This is a genomic window from Photobacterium sagamiensis (assembly GCF_050337085.1).
Taxonomy (GTDB): Bacteria; Pseudomonadota; Gammaproteobacteria; order Enterobacterales; family Vibrionaceae; genus Photobacterium; species Photobacterium sagamiensis.
In genome coordinates, this window is the sequence record NZ_JAKJSP010000023.1 from 1 (window position 1) to 14,744 (window position 14,744).

General features: G+C 42.4%; 17 protein-coding genes. 8 read left to right on the forward strand and 9 right to left on the reverse strand.

Going from position 1 to position 14,744, the window contains the following annotated elements:
* A partial coding sequence (locus L4D76_RS11480; protein ID WP_428441041.1) for a helix-turn-helix domain-containing protein occupies positions 1-219 on the reverse strand: 219 nt, incomplete at its 3' end.
* A 413-nt stretch (positions 220-632) separates the two neighbouring features.
* Between L4D76_RS11480 and L4D76_RS11485 the strand changes: the two genes are divergently transcribed.
* On the forward strand, positions 633-2,675 hold the full coding sequence (locus L4D76_RS11485; RefSeq protein ID WP_428441042.1) for an EAL domain-containing protein: 2,043 nt from the start codon (positions 633-635) through the stop codon (positions 2,673-2,675).
* A 116-nt stretch (positions 2,676-2,791) separates the two neighbouring features.
* The gene (locus L4D76_RS11490) at positions 2,792-3,055 is read left to right on the forward strand and encodes a DUF2960 family protein (protein WP_107283279.1); all 264 of its coding nucleotides are present in this window, start codon (positions 2,792-2,794) and stop codon (positions 3,053-3,055) included.
* Positions 3,056-3,121: 66 nt separating this feature from the next.
* Here L4D76_RS11490 and L4D76_RS11495 read toward each other — a convergent pair whose 3' ends face one another.
* The 4 genes from L4D76_RS11495 to L4D76_RS11510 form a co-directional block, all read right to left on the reverse strand.
* A complete protein-coding gene (locus L4D76_RS11495; protein ID WP_428441043.1) occupies positions 3,122-3,898 on the reverse strand; it encodes a ceramidase domain-containing protein in 777 nt (258 codons plus the stop codon).
* A gap of 113 nt (positions 3,899-4,011) precedes the next feature.
* Positions 4,012-4,425: a globin gene (locus L4D76_RS11500; RefSeq protein ID WP_428441044.1), complete on the reverse strand. Its 414-nt coding sequence runs from the start codon at positions 4,423-4,425 to the stop codon at positions 4,012-4,014.
* A 218-nt stretch (positions 4,426-4,643) separates the two neighbouring features.
* Positions 4,644-5,555, reverse strand: a complete 912-nt coding sequence (gene rarD, locus L4D76_RS11505) for an EamA family transporter RarD (protein ID WP_428441045.1) — start codon at positions 5,553-5,555, stop codon at positions 4,644-4,646.
* A gap of 155 nt (positions 5,556-5,710) precedes the next feature.
* Entirely contained in the window at positions 5,711-6,307 is a 597-nt protein-coding gene (locus L4D76_RS11510) for a class I SAM-dependent methyltransferase (RefSeq protein WP_428441046.1), read from the reverse strand.
* Positions 6,308-6,588: 281 nt separating this feature from the next.
* On the opposite strand from L4D76_RS11510, the gene L4D76_RS11515 reads away from it, so the two are divergent.
* Together L4D76_RS11515 and L4D76_RS11520 are read left to right on the forward strand one after the other, a co-directional pair.
* Positions 6,589-6,942, forward strand: a complete 354-nt coding sequence (locus L4D76_RS11515; protein WP_428441047.1) for a DUF2750 domain-containing protein — start codon at positions 6,589-6,591, stop codon at positions 6,940-6,942.
* 270 nt (positions 6,943-7,212) lie between these two features.
* The gene (locus L4D76_RS11520) at positions 7,213-7,461 is read left to right on the forward strand and encodes a hypothetical protein (RefSeq protein WP_428441048.1); all 249 of its coding nucleotides are present in this window, start codon (positions 7,213-7,215) and stop codon (positions 7,459-7,461) included.
* A 149-nt stretch (positions 7,462-7,610) separates the two neighbouring features.
* Here L4D76_RS11520 and L4D76_RS11525 read toward each other — a convergent pair whose 3' ends face one another.
* Positions 7,611-8,378 (reverse strand): 1-acylglycerol-3-phosphate O-acyltransferase, encoded by a 768-nt coding sequence (locus tag L4D76_RS11525; RefSeq protein WP_428441049.1) that lies wholly within the window; start codon positions 8,376-8,378, stop codon positions 7,611-7,613.
* Positions 8,379-8,913: 535 nt separating this feature from the next.
* Positions 8,914-9,402 (reverse strand): GNAT family N-acetyltransferase, encoded by a 489-nt coding sequence (locus L4D76_RS11530; protein ID WP_428441050.1) that lies wholly within the window; start codon positions 9,400-9,402, stop codon positions 8,914-8,916.
* A gap of 166 nt (positions 9,403-9,568) precedes the next feature.
* Between L4D76_RS11530 and L4D76_RS11535 the strand changes: the two genes are divergently transcribed.
* Positions 9,569-10,111, forward strand: a complete 543-nt coding sequence (locus L4D76_RS11535) for an NlpC/P60 family protein (RefSeq protein WP_428441051.1) — start codon at positions 9,569-9,571, stop codon at positions 10,109-10,111.
* 205 nt (positions 10,112-10,316) lie between these two features.
* Positions 10,317-10,835, forward strand: a complete 519-nt coding sequence (locus tag L4D76_RS11540; RefSeq protein WP_428441052.1) for an aminoacyl-tRNA deacylase — start codon at positions 10,317-10,319, stop codon at positions 10,833-10,835.
* A 52-nt stretch (positions 10,836-10,887) separates the two neighbouring features.
* Here the strand turns inward: L4D76_RS11540 and L4D76_RS11545 are convergent, their stop codons facing one another.
* Together L4D76_RS11545 and L4D76_RS11550 are read right to left on the reverse strand one after the other, a co-directional pair.
* Positions 10,888-11,445: a protein disulfide oxidoreductase gene (locus L4D76_RS11545; RefSeq protein ID WP_428441053.1), complete on the reverse strand. Its 558-nt coding sequence runs from the start codon at positions 11,443-11,445 to the stop codon at positions 10,888-10,890.
* Positions 11,446-11,447: 2 nt separating this feature from the next.
* Positions 11,448-13,604: a protein-disulfide reductase DsbD family protein gene (locus tag L4D76_RS11550; RefSeq protein ID WP_428441054.1), complete on the reverse strand. Its 2,157-nt coding sequence runs from the start codon at positions 13,602-13,604 to the stop codon at positions 11,448-11,450.
* Between the two features lie 315 nt (positions 13,605-13,919).
* On the opposite strand from L4D76_RS11550, the gene L4D76_RS11555 reads away from it, so the two are divergent.
* Together L4D76_RS11555 and L4D76_RS11560 are read left to right on the forward strand one after the other, a co-directional pair.
* Positions 13,920-14,060 (forward strand): hypothetical protein, encoded by a 141-nt coding sequence (locus L4D76_RS11555; RefSeq protein ID WP_428441055.1) that lies wholly within the window; start codon positions 13,920-13,922, stop codon positions 14,058-14,060.
* 263 nt (positions 14,061-14,323) lie between these two features.
* On the forward strand, positions 14,324-14,497 hold the full coding sequence (locus tag L4D76_RS11560; RefSeq protein ID WP_428441056.1) for a restriction endonuclease subunit S domain-containing protein: 174 nt from the start codon (positions 14,324-14,326) through the stop codon (positions 14,495-14,497).
* Positions 14,498-14,744 lie beyond the last annotated feature (247 nt).

A 14,744-nucleotide genomic window follows, 5' to 3' on the forward strand; every position in this document is an offset into this window, starting at 1 on the left:
CAATAGTCCACAAAGGCCGAGTTCATACCATGCGTGGTACCAGTTATATACCACTCTAGGAGTGACACAAAGTTCAGCGCCGATCTCTTTAGGCGTAAGCATACGAGCTAATAATAATATTCCTGCGGCTCGAGTGCGGATATCTCGGTGTATATGGTTCAACGACAGTTGCTGTAGGGTATGACGTTCAAACTCAGTTAGCTGTACAGTACATTGCATCGTGCGGTTCAATCGGCGTGTGTCAGGTGATAATAAAAGTGTAGCTTAATGAATTTGGTTTTCCTTAGGCACTTAGTAATTATATTCCATCTTTAATATTCATTCGTTGTATTCATCGTTAATATTAATGGTGGCGGATGTATTCACCAGACCTATGGTGGCTATTTTGTATGATATTAGATTGACTTGGTATTACATAATATTAGAAATGATATAGTTAAGTTTTTAAAAAAATCAGATGTATCGTAAGAATATGATGCCATGTCTATGGGAGATTGCTTTAGTCTTTGATAAAATCAATGAAAATTTAATTGTTTAGTTGTACTAATTAGAAATATTCACAGGGTATATTCATGCCTTTTATTTGTTTTCATTATGCTGATATATTACAGCAGGTGATTTGTTAGGCTGTTATGGTTTTGTCACAATTATTATCAAAACTTTCTGGAAATAAATATTTGGTCGCTGTTTGCAATGTCTTTATTATGGCATTGCCCATTTCTCTAATCGCAACATTCTGCAATCTGATTGCTATTTTTGCAGAAAAATTCGGCTATGATGGAGTAAGTACAACCTTTGGTTATGTGGGGCAGATGACTGCTCACATGTTTCCTATTTTACTGAACGTTTACTTAGCGACTTATATCTCTGGAGTCAAACGCATTCCCAAGGCCGCGTCTATTGCCAGCGCACTGGCCGCATTTTTTATTATTTCTCAAGAGTGGAATCTAATCTCATCAGCTATTCCCCTGCCGAATAATTTTGCTCTTGCTTTAATTTCAGCTTATGTTACTTGCGCAATTATTATCAGAATCAGAAAGTATCATTTTTTTAACGCTGAACAGAATAATAGTATCGTTGATAATTCGGCGAACATCATCATTGCGAGTGCGCTGGCGCTGGGACTAGTCGTTAGTGTCAGTCATCTTGCATATGGACTCTATGAAACGTATTTTATTCAGCTAGATATTATTCCACAGCTTAATCCAATATCCTTTACCGATGGGTTGGTGTATGAATTGATACGCGGTTTGCTTTGGTCTGTTGGTATCAATGGTCACAATGTTCTCCACATGTATAAAACGGAGCTTTTTGATGTGAGCGTTGCCAATATGGCTGACTGGCAAAACTTTGGTGTTTCTCTTAATATCATCAGCACTAATTTTTATGACTTTTTTACCGGAATGGGGGGCAGTGGTAACACAATCTGTCTGGTATTAGTGATGTTGTTCTTTGCTAAGAGTAAAGGATACCGAACCTTGGCAAAGGCGGTTTTGATACTCAGTATTTTTAATATCAATGAACCAGTGCTGTATGGCGTACCTATTATCTTTAATCCGGTGATGATCATTCCGTTTCTACTGGTGCCATTGATCAGCTTTTTAATTGCTTATTCGGCAATATATTTTGGATTGGTGCCAGCATTAAGCGAGATACAAAGCTGGATCATGCCTCCAGTGATGAGTGGTTACCTAGCAACAGGCGGGGCTGCATCTGGTGCTGTATTACAGTTTTTTATCATTATTGTTGGTATGATGATTTATTACCCTTTTTTCAAATTTATGGATAAACGTAGTTTAGGTCTTGATCTATCAAGCACGTTTAATAATCGTTTCTTTACTACCGATGAAATTGAAGCAAAAACAAAATTAACCAGTTTTATTCCATCAATGCAAAGTAACTTAGATGCACAGAAAGAAGTTGAAAAGCTACAGTCTGATGGTGAGTTTCTTTTGTATTATCAGCCGCAAGTTGATGTCGTAACCAACAAGATCGTTGCACTCGAAGCTTTGCTCCGCTACAGAACAGATGAAGGTAAAATTAAACCACCCACGTTCATTCGCTCATTTAATCAGCTTGGTTTGATGCCGGATTTAGATTTTTGGGTTTTTGAGCGGGCCGTTAAAGCTGCAGAAACTTACGCGGGCAATCATCATTATTGCCTGTCAGTTAATGTATCGCCTGATACAGTATTGACAAATGGTTTTGTCAATTCAATTACCCGAATCATTGAAAGCAGTAAACTGGATTTCCATCAGATAGAAATTGAGATCACTGAAGAGCTACTTGTTCAGGATGAAGAGAGAACGTCGAAGATCATCGGCAAGTTGCAGGGATTAGGCATTTCAATAGCATTGGATGATTTTGGAGCTGGGTATTCATCATTAGCGTATCTTTCTCGTTTTGATTTCGACAAGATAAAAATCGACCGCTCGTTGGTCTTGAACCTGGACAGTGACCGAGGCAAAGAATTATTCGGGGTTGTGGTGCAGTTAGGCCGAATAACCAAAGCGCAAATTGTTGTTGAGGGGATTGAAACCAAGGCCGAGTTGGATTTTGTTTCGCAGCTTGGCGTGCGTTATGTTCAGGGATTTTACTTCTATCAACCAATGCCACTTGAAGACGTGGTTACCCAGGGCTTGATCACCAGCGGAAAAGAGGCTGCATTGAAATGATGGTGAGGGATCGGCTCCTCATTTTTAGGTCTTAAGCTAAATGAGATCATTTGTTCTTTCATCCCAAGCGTATCTAGGGTACATTCCCTCCCTTTCCTGATCCGTAGGGGACCCTGATGGCACGCACAATTATCTATACCTATAAAAATCAAGAGAAAGAATTAACCTTCTCATACGAACAATACCGTAATATTCATGAAGCTGTTGCTGTTGAAGAAGGCATTGATTTAACAGAATTTCTCAAAATGGAACAGCAAATCGAAGCTGTTACAAAGAGTAGCAAAGCAGCAAGAGACTTTCGTGATAGTCACTTTAGAAAGTTAGGGTTTGGCAGAATTACGCTGGCTCAAAAAGAAAACCGTGGTGTAGGCAAAAAGTAATACACACTAAGTTACTTAAGTGATTGGTATCACTATCAGGGTGCTGAACACAGTACCCTTTGTTATCTAGCGTATCTGCGTACGCCGTTTAAAACCAAGGTAAACATAATACCCTCCAAGTGCGGCTATAACGTGTTTTATAGTATGCCCGCTAATTCCTCCCAAGATGGCATATATCTCGTCGTCATTCGATTCTGCCCACTTCGCTATCACATAAGCTATCAAAGCATACAGGTAGTATTGGCGGTGTGAGAAGCGTGGTGCAAACAAGTATAAAATTAGCGGCAAGTGGATAATAGGGATAACTTGTACCAGTACATAGGCCGCCATATCGCCACGTCCGGCTATCTGAGTGCTGTTATACCAATAGATGACAGATAACAGCCCATAGACCATCATAGGAAAGAACAGCCATCGGCCTGCATCCCGCGACACATACTCACTAAGCACAATGCAGTAAAGCGTAATAAAGGCGAATGTGATAGGAATGCGGTCCAGCATTAAGGTGAAATCATTCGGAGTCAGGTGATAATAACCTGAACCGAAAAACGTCAATATCATGCTGATAAAGAAAAAAGGGTAAAGCCTGGCAATGGCGGGTTCGTGAGCAACAGAATGACGATCAGTAAATAGCGATAGCCCTTTATAACCTACCCACAAGAAGGGCAGGTTGGAGATAATGTTCCAAAAGTTTTGAATTCCTAACAGAGTGCGATTGTCGGCATAATCATAAAAATGACGACTTTGCCGGATAGGGGAATAAATCAAAGCCAGCAGGAACAGTACAACAGCGATACTAATAAGTAACAGCACTTTTTTGTGATATGGAGATAATGTTTTCATTTATCGCCTTGATTTGCTACGACGATTACCTTGTTATAATCATTGACTTTGTCAGGACAAAATGGAAGATCAGTAGGTAAAGTCGTGTGACGGCGATACCTCACTGTTTCATTCTATATGCTGGCGTGAATGCTGCACTCCTCTTTCATGATTTTCATCCCTTCATTAAAACAAGCATGCCATGCCTGTTTCACACCATCGTCGTATTTAGAGTCGCAAATTTGTACCGCAGACAGCAAACAGTCGAACCAGATATCAAAATCAATTGGATTGACTCCCAACCCTTCGGGACCATGGCGTTTACCAAACTTCCTGACAGATTGACGAGCTTCAGAGGATGTATTGGCCAGCATAATAATGATTAAAGAGGCTTTAAGCATTTTTATTTGCCTGGCCATATCAACATTGGCAAACATGAGCCGAAACTTCTCATTTCGGCTACAGAAGATTTCATAGAAGATAGTAAGAAAGCTTGGGTTTCGGATACATCTGGCATAGCTGTCATTATAACGTTCATGAAACTTCATACCGTCTCCTTTGCATATCCTTCATGGCGCAGATTCATCGTATGTCTATGTAATAAAAAACTATTTAACGCCTTAAACTGACCAAGGAAAGTACACGGTGGGCAGTATGATTTTACCTTTTAAGACTATGGATGGAATAATTCTATTGGCAACTAATATTATGAAGATTGTGAGTTGGCTAGCGGAACTCTCAAATATTAGTCATTATTTTTTTAGCGTTATACATTTGACTGCTGCACACCTCTCGATTTATTTCTTAGCATAGAAGGCAGTGCCTCCAGGGTACAAAGCAATAACCCAAACCAGATGAAACCAAAACTGATGGCCTTGACCTGATCGAAGATCTCGCCAAATAAGAACACGGCCAGGAAAAAATGCAGAGTTGGTTCGATATACTGCATAAGGCCCACCATGGTCAGGCTGGTACGGTTGATAGCTAAAGCAAAGAAAATTAGCGGACCCAGAGTGACAGGAGCTGAGCCGATATAAAGCAGCAGGGTTTGAGTATCAGATGACAATGCCACACTATTAGCATCAATACCTTGCCAGAGTATGTAACCAAAGGCAAAGGGAGCCAGAATAGCGGCTTCAAGTGTCACAGAGGTGAGTGCATCGTAACGAATTAATTTTTTGCAAAGGCCATAAAGAGCAAAGAAACTCCCCATGATCAGTGCGAGCCAGGGGAGTTCACCATAATGCCAAACCTGGTAAGCAATACCGACTATAGCCAGAATAACCGCTATGTGCTGTGCTTTAGATAAACGCTCCCCTAAGAAGAGAACACCAAGAGTAATCGCGAATAAAGGATTAATGAAAAAGCCTAAACTGGCAGCCAGAACCTGACCATGGGTGAGAGCCCAGGTGAAGGCATACCATGAAATGCAACTGACAAGGCCGGCGATTCCTGACATGATCAGCGAGCGTTTATCAGACAGTAAAGTGGTTAGCGAAGGTAGTGAACGGCGCAAAAGCCGCATGACGATGATCATAAATGGTACGGAGAATAGGATCCGAAATGCTAGTAATTCATTAGTATCAGCTTGCGGAAGAAACTGATAATACAGTGGCAAAAAGCCCCATAGTACAAATGAAAAAGCGGCGAGTGCATTTCCAGCACGATGAGATTGCATGGCTATAACCTAAAGATAAAAGTGGCAGGGTGTTTGAGTATGAAGGGGCTATTCTCGCATCATAATAAATTGGGTTAAAGCTTTTTGTGTGATATTTAACCGCTTTATATTTCCTTGTTATTTATTGGTTTGGGTATATTGCATGGTGGAGACGACTATTTTTTTATCGCAATAATGGTATGCACTTTCCAGAGGTGTTGGTTGCCTGTTAATTGGGCCGAGAGCTCTCTTTTTTCTTTCCATGAAATGATATAAAAAGGGGACAGTAATTGTTCTAATTCATTCTTATTGTGGGTCAGTATTTTTGTCTGTTCGTTTTCGATATTCTCATCTGATCCCAAAAAATGGCCGCAAAAGATGCCGTTATTCAACAAAGTGTCACTGATATTTCGCCATAGTGTGGTGAACTCACTTCTTGAGCTATAAAACAGGCAAGCGCTGGCATTGATCAAATGGGCTTTAGGGAAAGGATATTCGTCAAAGGTGCTGAGTTTGATATCCAATTTTGGACTTGAGGCTGCCAGCGGGTGCTGAGCCAGTTTTTCTAGACTTTGAAAATTTTTATCAAAGGCATAAACCTGGTACCCTTTCTCGAGTAAGAAAAGCGTGTCTCGTCCTGTCCCGCAACCACAATCAACAGCGATCTTGTTATGACTATTTCCTCCAAGAAATTGATGAGCTTCGATGACATGAGGTCGAGGCGAAAGCAGTTTTGTTGCGCTCAGATAATTTAACCAATCAATGATTGCCACGAAAGATCACCCTCAGTATTGAGAACCATGGAGTTGCTTAAAAGTATAACGGTGCTTTCTGGGATTATTTACTCACTTTCTGGAATGTGGCTGTTTCGATGTGAGAAATCCGGAGGCGTGACGTTTTATCTGTCGTGAATTAAATCCGGTATAGACGTTGTTTCATGAAGAATTAATCACGCCATTGCCAGATTCAATGATAAAATAGCGCCATTAAGTGGCTTCGATTGTGAACCTGCTGCCACAGCATGCCGAATAGGCACTAGAAAAGAGAGAATAGAATGACTAAGTTAACTGCAGATATTCAAGCGAACAGTGAACTATTTGTTACTGAAACACAAGAAACTCACGTGGTGTGGGGCCTGTGTAACGAAGAAGGTGACTGGTTATCTGTTGAATCTTCAGAGTTTGAAGAATCAGAGGTCATGCCATTTTGGTCAAGCGAGTTAGACGCGAAGGTTCATTGTGTTGAGGAGTGGGCTGAGTTTACCCCGACGGAACTGCCTTTAGATGTCTTTGTTGAAGACTGGATGATCACACTGTCTGAAGATGGCGTACTCGTGGGGCTAAACTGGAATGCAAACCTTGAAGGTTCTGAAATCGAACCATCGGAAGTAGCGAAGCTGTATCTGTAACACACCTTAAAATAAGAGCCACCTCATCGGTGATGTGGCTTTTATTGATTTGCCTTTCCTCTCAATATGCCTGCATTGTCTAAAAGTCACTGTACGTTCGCTTAGCTCTGTATTCGTAGCTTGGATATAGTTGAGTTGTTTTCCCTCCTGCCATTGATTCTAAGATCTCCAGCTTCAACTTTTTACTTACCATACAAAAAATCCAACTGTTACCTGATGATAGATTTTTCAACTATATTTAGATTGAGTGGTTAACAAGGGGATGCGGTTATGGTTTTGTCTGAATGTCGTCAGTTATTTGCAGAACACACCTTGGTTGAAGCGCGGGTAGTCCATGACTTCCTGAGTGCAGGCTGGAGCATTAACTTCAAAGATCATGAAGGGAATGAATTTCCGGTAACTGATATTACTGGTGTGCCCTGCAGCTATGATTCTTTAAAACAAGCGGAAGGCGTTATTCATAAAGTGGCGGATTGTCCCATTTCAGTGGATAGTTTATTCCGTTTCGCTGAACGATAAAATGAATAATAAATTGGGAAGGAAGCCATTGTAAGCCGGGTTATGCTTCCCGTATGTTAAGCAAAAGAGCATCCACTGGATGCTCTTTTAACAGTATGTACCTCTCAAGAAGCTGAATCTCGAATATTGAGGGGTCGGTACAGATTGAGTCAGCTTGATTTGGCTTCAAGTTGTTCTTTTTCTTTCTCTTTTTCAAGTTCTATACATTCGACTTCAGCATCTAGCTCAGCGATTTTATCTGCCATCAGTTTATGACAGTAGTTTGCGAGCTCTCGTGCGTCTTGTATATCGTAATTGGTTACATCAATTGGAGCGAGCATCTCGGCGATAATCACACCATTATCGCGGCGGTTTAGATCTATTTTATTATGTGTAGTGCTGACACACATTGGGATGATCGGTACGCCTGCTTCAATCGCCATACGAAACGCCCCACTTTTAAAAGGCAGTAGCCCGCGGCCTTTGCTGCGGGTGCCTTCGGGGTAAACCCAAACAGATAAATTGCGTTTATGGATGGCTTCAGCGACCTGCTGAATAGTATTGCGTGCTTTGGATTTATTTTCACGATCGATCAGAATGTTTCCAGTGATCCAATATAATGTTCCAAAAAACGGCACCCATAGCAAACTTTTCTTACCGAGAGTGACGGTTCGTGGCCGCAGCATGCCAGGATCAGTTACAAAATCAAAGACACTCTGGTGATTTGAAATATAAACACTCTTATCGGTATTGGCAGCGTTTTCAGTACCGCGCTGAATAAGCTCTAAGCCTGCGATTTTGTGTAACTGATTAAACCAACGGCAGAAAAAATAAACGTGTTTAGGATCGCGAGGGCTGAATAAGCAGTACATTAAAGCGAAAATGGTTGTAAAAACAACAAATATCGCCGCAATAACTAAGCGGATAAAAGAAAGCACACGGACTCCTTTGTCAAAATCTATAATCCCGTCATACCGAGGCACTCAAACGGGCCTCGAAAAATAGACAAACCTAGACCGGTCTCCTACGAGAGTTGTTGGGTTGTTTTCACAAAACACAACAACCAGACCTTATAGGATCACCGCCGGTAAGCAAATCATCTGTCTGCATTATGAAAGCATTTGCTTCTTTTAGCTAGATTATGATGCTATTTGCTTGGTTTTAAGCCATTTTTGGACATCGGGCGCACATTTTATATCCAGTTATACCAGCTTAGCTGGATTAACAATCAGTGGGGAGACGTTCTGCTCGGTCATAAACGCGACAAATCTTGGTCATTGATGTAGATCGATCAATTTTACCGTGAAGTCACTAGCAGAAGTCAAAGTAGAAGCAAAATGTCTGGATATTCTTTCTTATGTAACCCATAAATATCTAATATTCCGGCATTTCTGATGTAATGAATTTCTTCTGTTGTGTGGAGTTTGAGGCTAGCGTGAACATAGCCTCTTTTTTATTCTGATAATAGACATTCTATCTGTTTTCGGCTAAATATTTAGTCATGTTATAGCGTTCAAATACAATATTGTTTCTGAGTGAGACTTCTGTTTCGACTGATATAAATCCCATTTTTTCAAACAACCCTTTTGATACTTTACTTGCAGTCACACTGATGCAAGTTTGTTTGTCGGCGATGGAAATTGCTTCCAAGTGTTGATAAAGCCGTTGACCGACACCCTGACGTGAGAACTCAGGTAAAACATAAAGTAATGTCAGGTGGTTCGTGGGATGAAGCTGAGCGAATCCAATCGGTTTTCCCTGATTGTTAGTGGCCAGATAGGTGTGACCTTGCATTAGCATGGTCTGAAATTCATCAAAATACTGCACAGGGAAATTGGCCCACATATCGATCTGTGGTTGGCTGTAATGCCCTTTACCGGAAATTGCAGCTGCCCGGCTGTAAATTCGAGCAAGGCTCGGTGTATCTTCGACTTCAAATGGACGGAGAGTATAAGCTGTCATAAAGTTTACTTCTCGAATGAGTTGTTGGCGTTTGTCATGCCAGTTTATGAAGCATGATGATGGCAGTGGTTACTTTTATAGCACTTAACGTGCTGGTACGTCAGTAAGACTATTCAAAAACAGACAGGTTGTACCATAATGATGACTATACTCAAACCACCTCAAAATGCAGAATTCAGTGAAGAAGATTTATCATAACGCCTGGCTTGGATTTCTGCTCTCGACCATCGTCGGGTGCTCTTCCACCGATCCGATCGAGCCGCCTGATTCAGCTTCTCAAACGGCTGGCAATGCTATTTCTCAAGATAAAAAAGACCGTCCTACCCGCCCTGCAGATGTATACGATCCCTCAGCGACATTTGATTATGTTTATGATGATTGGAAAGGCACACCCTATCGGTTAGGGGGGGCAAGTAAACGAGGTATTGATTGTTCTGCTTTTGTACAGGTGGGTTATTTCAGTGTGTATGACAAAATGTTGCCGCGCACAACGAGTGAACTGGTGAAGTTGGGGCAATTAGTTTCGGTTTCTAATGCTAAGGAAGGTGATTTGGTCTTTTTTAAAACCGGTTATAGCTTACGGCATGTCGGCATTTATTTAGGTAATTCAGAGTTCTTACACGCATCGACATCGCAAGGTGTCATTATATCCCGCTTAGATAATCCATACTGGCGCCGAGCATTCTGGCAGGTACGAAGAATTAACTGACAAGCTCACAAAGCTAAAAACTGCAATGGTTAGGTCCTATCGTTTTTTTCCGGCTAATTTTTTCAGTTTACCTTATTAAATTCGCAAAAAAGCGCAGCTGGCACCATACTTTTGCTGTAGACGGAATACCAATCTCACGGCTTCCCCCGGTTTTGACTCGATCGGATGAGCAGTGGAGTTGGTATACATTACTCAGGAGGTAATTATGGCCATGGCAATTACTGTAGGGCAATTTTTGAATAGTCATAATATTGATTTTAGCCTTACTCATCATCGTCATACCGATACATCATTCAGCTCAGCGATTTCGGCTCATGTGCCGACGGCACAAGTTGCTAAATCTGTGGTGTTAAAAGATCAACAAGGTGACTATTTGATGGCAGTGGTTCCGTCAAATCGTCGAGTGATGATTGATAAGATTAATCGTATGACGGGAAAACAGTTTTTTCTTGTCGCTGAACATGAGCTCGCTCATGTTTTTCAGGATTGTGAACCGGGCGCAGTACCTTCAATAGGCCAAGCCTATAAAGTTGGCATGTTGATTGACGACTTGTTACTAGAACAAGAGGATATTTACATTGAATCTGGCGATCATGAAAACCTGATCCACTTAGATAGCAAGCAGTTCCATAAAATTATGCATGATGTAAAACATCAAAATATCAGTGGCTATCGCATGTTGTTTTCTCAGCAACATGATGGCAGGCATTGGGAATGGGAGTAGTGTGTTTGAATGCACCCGGCCAGCCAGCTGGTTTGCCGGGTGAGTTTGTTTCTTAAGCAAATAGCATTCGTAACCATATACCCGGAGGCGTGCTGACACCCGTGGTAATGAATGCAATCTTTCCGTCTTTGATGATCACGATGCTTGGCGTGGCAGAGATCCCCCACAAACGACTGATATCACCTTTACTGTCGTTCACAACAGGAAAGTCATACTCTTTATTGTTCATGTAAGCATTCAGTCGTCGTTTATCACCGGATGTTATTGCGACAGAAACAACGTCAAAATGGTCATCCATCCAGTCTACCGTCGGTGAGACAAAGTTACAGACCGGGCACCATGTTGCCCAAAAATAGAGTAAGACCGGTTTGTTCTTGCTCATCTCTTTCAGATCTATCTCTCCACCACCAATGGATTGCGCAATAAGATCCGGTACGTCATCCGTCGGAATTTGCTGGCTGCGCCAAATATCCATCACGGTGCTGAAAACAGTAAACAACACGATGACTACCAGACCTTCTTTAAGCCAGTGGCGTACACCCTTTCTCTTATGTTCTTTTTTTACCGTTGGCGGATTCTTAGGTGGAGTGTGTTCGTTAGTTTTCGTCATGATTATTTTCCTGCAATGCTAGTACTGCCGTCAGCGATGCGAAGTGCCTGAGCGACCTCTTCGCGGGTTAAGATAACAGGCAAAGGTATACCCTGGGGTGCTGCCGGGCCGTAAACTATATTAAACGGTACGCCAAATCGCCCATTAGTCTGCAAGAAACCGGTGACATAATCCGATGGTTTAGTCCAGTCGCCCCGCATGCGAACAATATTATCGGCTTGCAATTGTGAATAAACGGGCTGTCGCAGAAGTACACCAATTTTGTTGGCCTTACAGGTAATACACCAGTCTGCGGTGACATCAACAAACACGGTATTACCGTCATCGACAGCCTGTTTGATAGCGGCAACGTTTAGTTGCTGCCATGGAAGATCTGCAGGTAATGGTGTTGACCAGCGATCGGCGGTAACACTGCCAAGGATCAATCCAGTAGCAGAGCCAAGGAATAAGAGTGCGATAGTTATAATGACAGGCTTACCGCCTTTAACAGTACCTAAGCGCCACAGTAATAAAACAATCAGGCAAATTCCGACTAACCAAATTGTCATTGTGCTCAGGAAGTTGCTCATCAGGCTAAGTAGCCACAGACTGGTTGCCAGCATCATTAAACCAAACAGATTTTTCACTTTATCCATCCACGCCCCAGGCTTTGGCAATAATGTTGCCAGTTGCGGGAAGATGGCGATTAACAACCAGGGAGCGGCCATACCCATTGCGAGGGCGGTAAAGACCGCCAGCAGGGTAATGTAATCAGCCCCCAGCGCAAAGGCCACGGCAGTACCTAAAAACGGCGCGCTACACGGCGTTGCCAATAGTGTTGCGAACATGCCTTGAATGAAGTGACCGGTATAAGAATTATCGCCACGGGTTGCCAGCCAGGTATTGGTATCACTTGATAAACGGATTTCTAATAACCCCAGCATGTTGGCTGCAAATAATCCTGTGATCAGGATCATAGCACCAATGAAATACGGATTCTGAAATTGAATACCCCAGCCCAGTGCCTGACCAGACAGTTTTAATAGCATTAAGAAACCTGCCAGCAGCCAGAATGAAGTCAGAATACCCGTTGCAGATGCAAGAAATTGACGGCGGATCTGACGCTTAGCCATACCTTCTGTGGCAATAATGCTGCTTAACTTCATGCCTAATACCGGTAATACGCAGGGCATAATATTGAGGATCAACCCACCCAGCAGGGCAAATGCAATCATCTTAAATAAAGGGGTTCCAGCATTTATAGCAACAGGCTGGTTAGTTGTTGTACCCGTTAATTCAACGGCAACATTACTGTCACCGACAGTGATATTCAGCGGCTCATTGAGCAGATCTGGCTTTCCAAACCAGCTGGTAACGCCTAGTGTTGCGATTAACTGGTTGCCATTGACTGTGATATCCGGTGTCAGGAATGATGTATCTTTAACCTTCGTCGAGTTACCATCAATGAAGACATCTGGGCTCTGCCAGCCCATTGTATTCGTCGCTAATACGGTTACCGTTTGTTTCGCTTCATCCCATGACAGTTGCTCAAGAGAGACAGTCGGTGATGACTTCGGTACCTGACTCATTCCCTGATTATAGAGATGCAGGTTGTCTGCGGCTGGCGTCAGATTGGTTGGTGTAAAGTCGAGGTTCAGTTCGTAATCTGTCAACACGCAAACATTGGTACATGATGACATCGTCAACATACCTGATAGGAATGCCGGCTTGTTCATATCATCAATGTGAAATGTCAGCGGGAAGATGGCGTGGGTTTTATAGCCGAGCGTTTCAACGCCGAGAAATTCGTAGCGTTTTGGCAAGGGCCACTGCCAGTCGACATTATTCAGGTTATTTGAGAGGCTCCAGTCAATAGTTGGCGCAATGCCGCTTTCTCCGGGTGAACGCCAATAGGTTTTCCAGTCAGCATCTAAAATCACTTCTAACAGACCTTCGACTGTTTTTGCCTGAAGATCGTTCTGCCCGGTTAGCATCAAACGCACTTCCAGGGGCGGATGCTGAGGATTTATTAACCATCCCGTACTGTAGCTCTTATTATCTGAACTCGTTGTCACAAAATCTGCAACGCCAGCAGCGTGAACAGAAAATGGTGTGAGAGTAGTAAGTAGCGAACTCATCAAAATGAATAGCGCTACAAAGGGGGTAAACAGTTTTTTCAATGTGTATTCTCCAAATAAACAACATAACAAATCAGTGTTTGGCGTTGGCCAAACGAGCGTTGTTTAAGTGTTCATTCTCTGAATACACACAAAGTCAGATGTAATCGCCGAGAGGGAGGGATCGGTTCCGTTGTTACCGGAATGCGGTATTGACTGCGGTATAAACATATCGGCAACCAACACAGAATAGAGAAATATAATAACCCATAGTCGAAAGGCTGTTGATGGGCTTGCAAGAGGTGATCGCTCATCTCGCACGGTTTATCAGCTAACGACGTGTTATTTGCAATTGAATGTGTACTTGAAAGGTCGCTAATGTCTGAGATAACAGCAGAAGTAACAGCTTGGCGACTATCAGCATTTAGCGAGCACATGGAAACGAAACCAGCACGTTGTCCTAAGCAGACAACAATAACCAGCCAGACCAAGAGCAGCGACCACTTTGCGATGTATTGATTGTTCCTTCCGCTATACATAGTGGCAGATTACCTTCTTTTGCAAATTAACACTGACCGCGACTATGCGGTTACAATAACCTGACCGCCAATAGGGTAATTTAGTTTCAAAGTGGGGGGCATTGTTATTATTTTACTGAACAACTACAACTCTTTTATGTAACGAAGCGTGATTCTCGCTGAACTCTGCATTTTGACGTGGTTTGGGTATATAATGATGCCAGCGAAACTTGACACACATTGAATGTAAGAAAGAGATTTATCATGCAAGATGATTTAAACCTGATTAATCAAGATGAAATAGAGAAAGAGCCTGAATTGCCAATCCCTTCAATGGAAGAGCAAAAGCGTATTGTTGCTGAGTTGAAGCGTCTTGAAGAAGCCGGTGAACTAACACCTGAAATTCTTGAAGAATTCATGACCGGTAAACGCAGTTAGACCAAACCGTCGTCATCCTCGAAATCGCTTAATGCTGATCTTTTCATTATCGATGGATTTACAGTAGCGATTATCGGGGATCCACAGTCCACAGAACCTTCCGTGCATGATGGATCCCTGATAACCGCCAGGTGAATTTTGAGAAAGCCTGCAAGTTCAGTGTTTGGCGGTTTCTGGGATGACAGACTTTGACCGTTTCAATCAATCATCTTCATTGTGTTTAGGTACTAGTTGACTGAGCCATCGA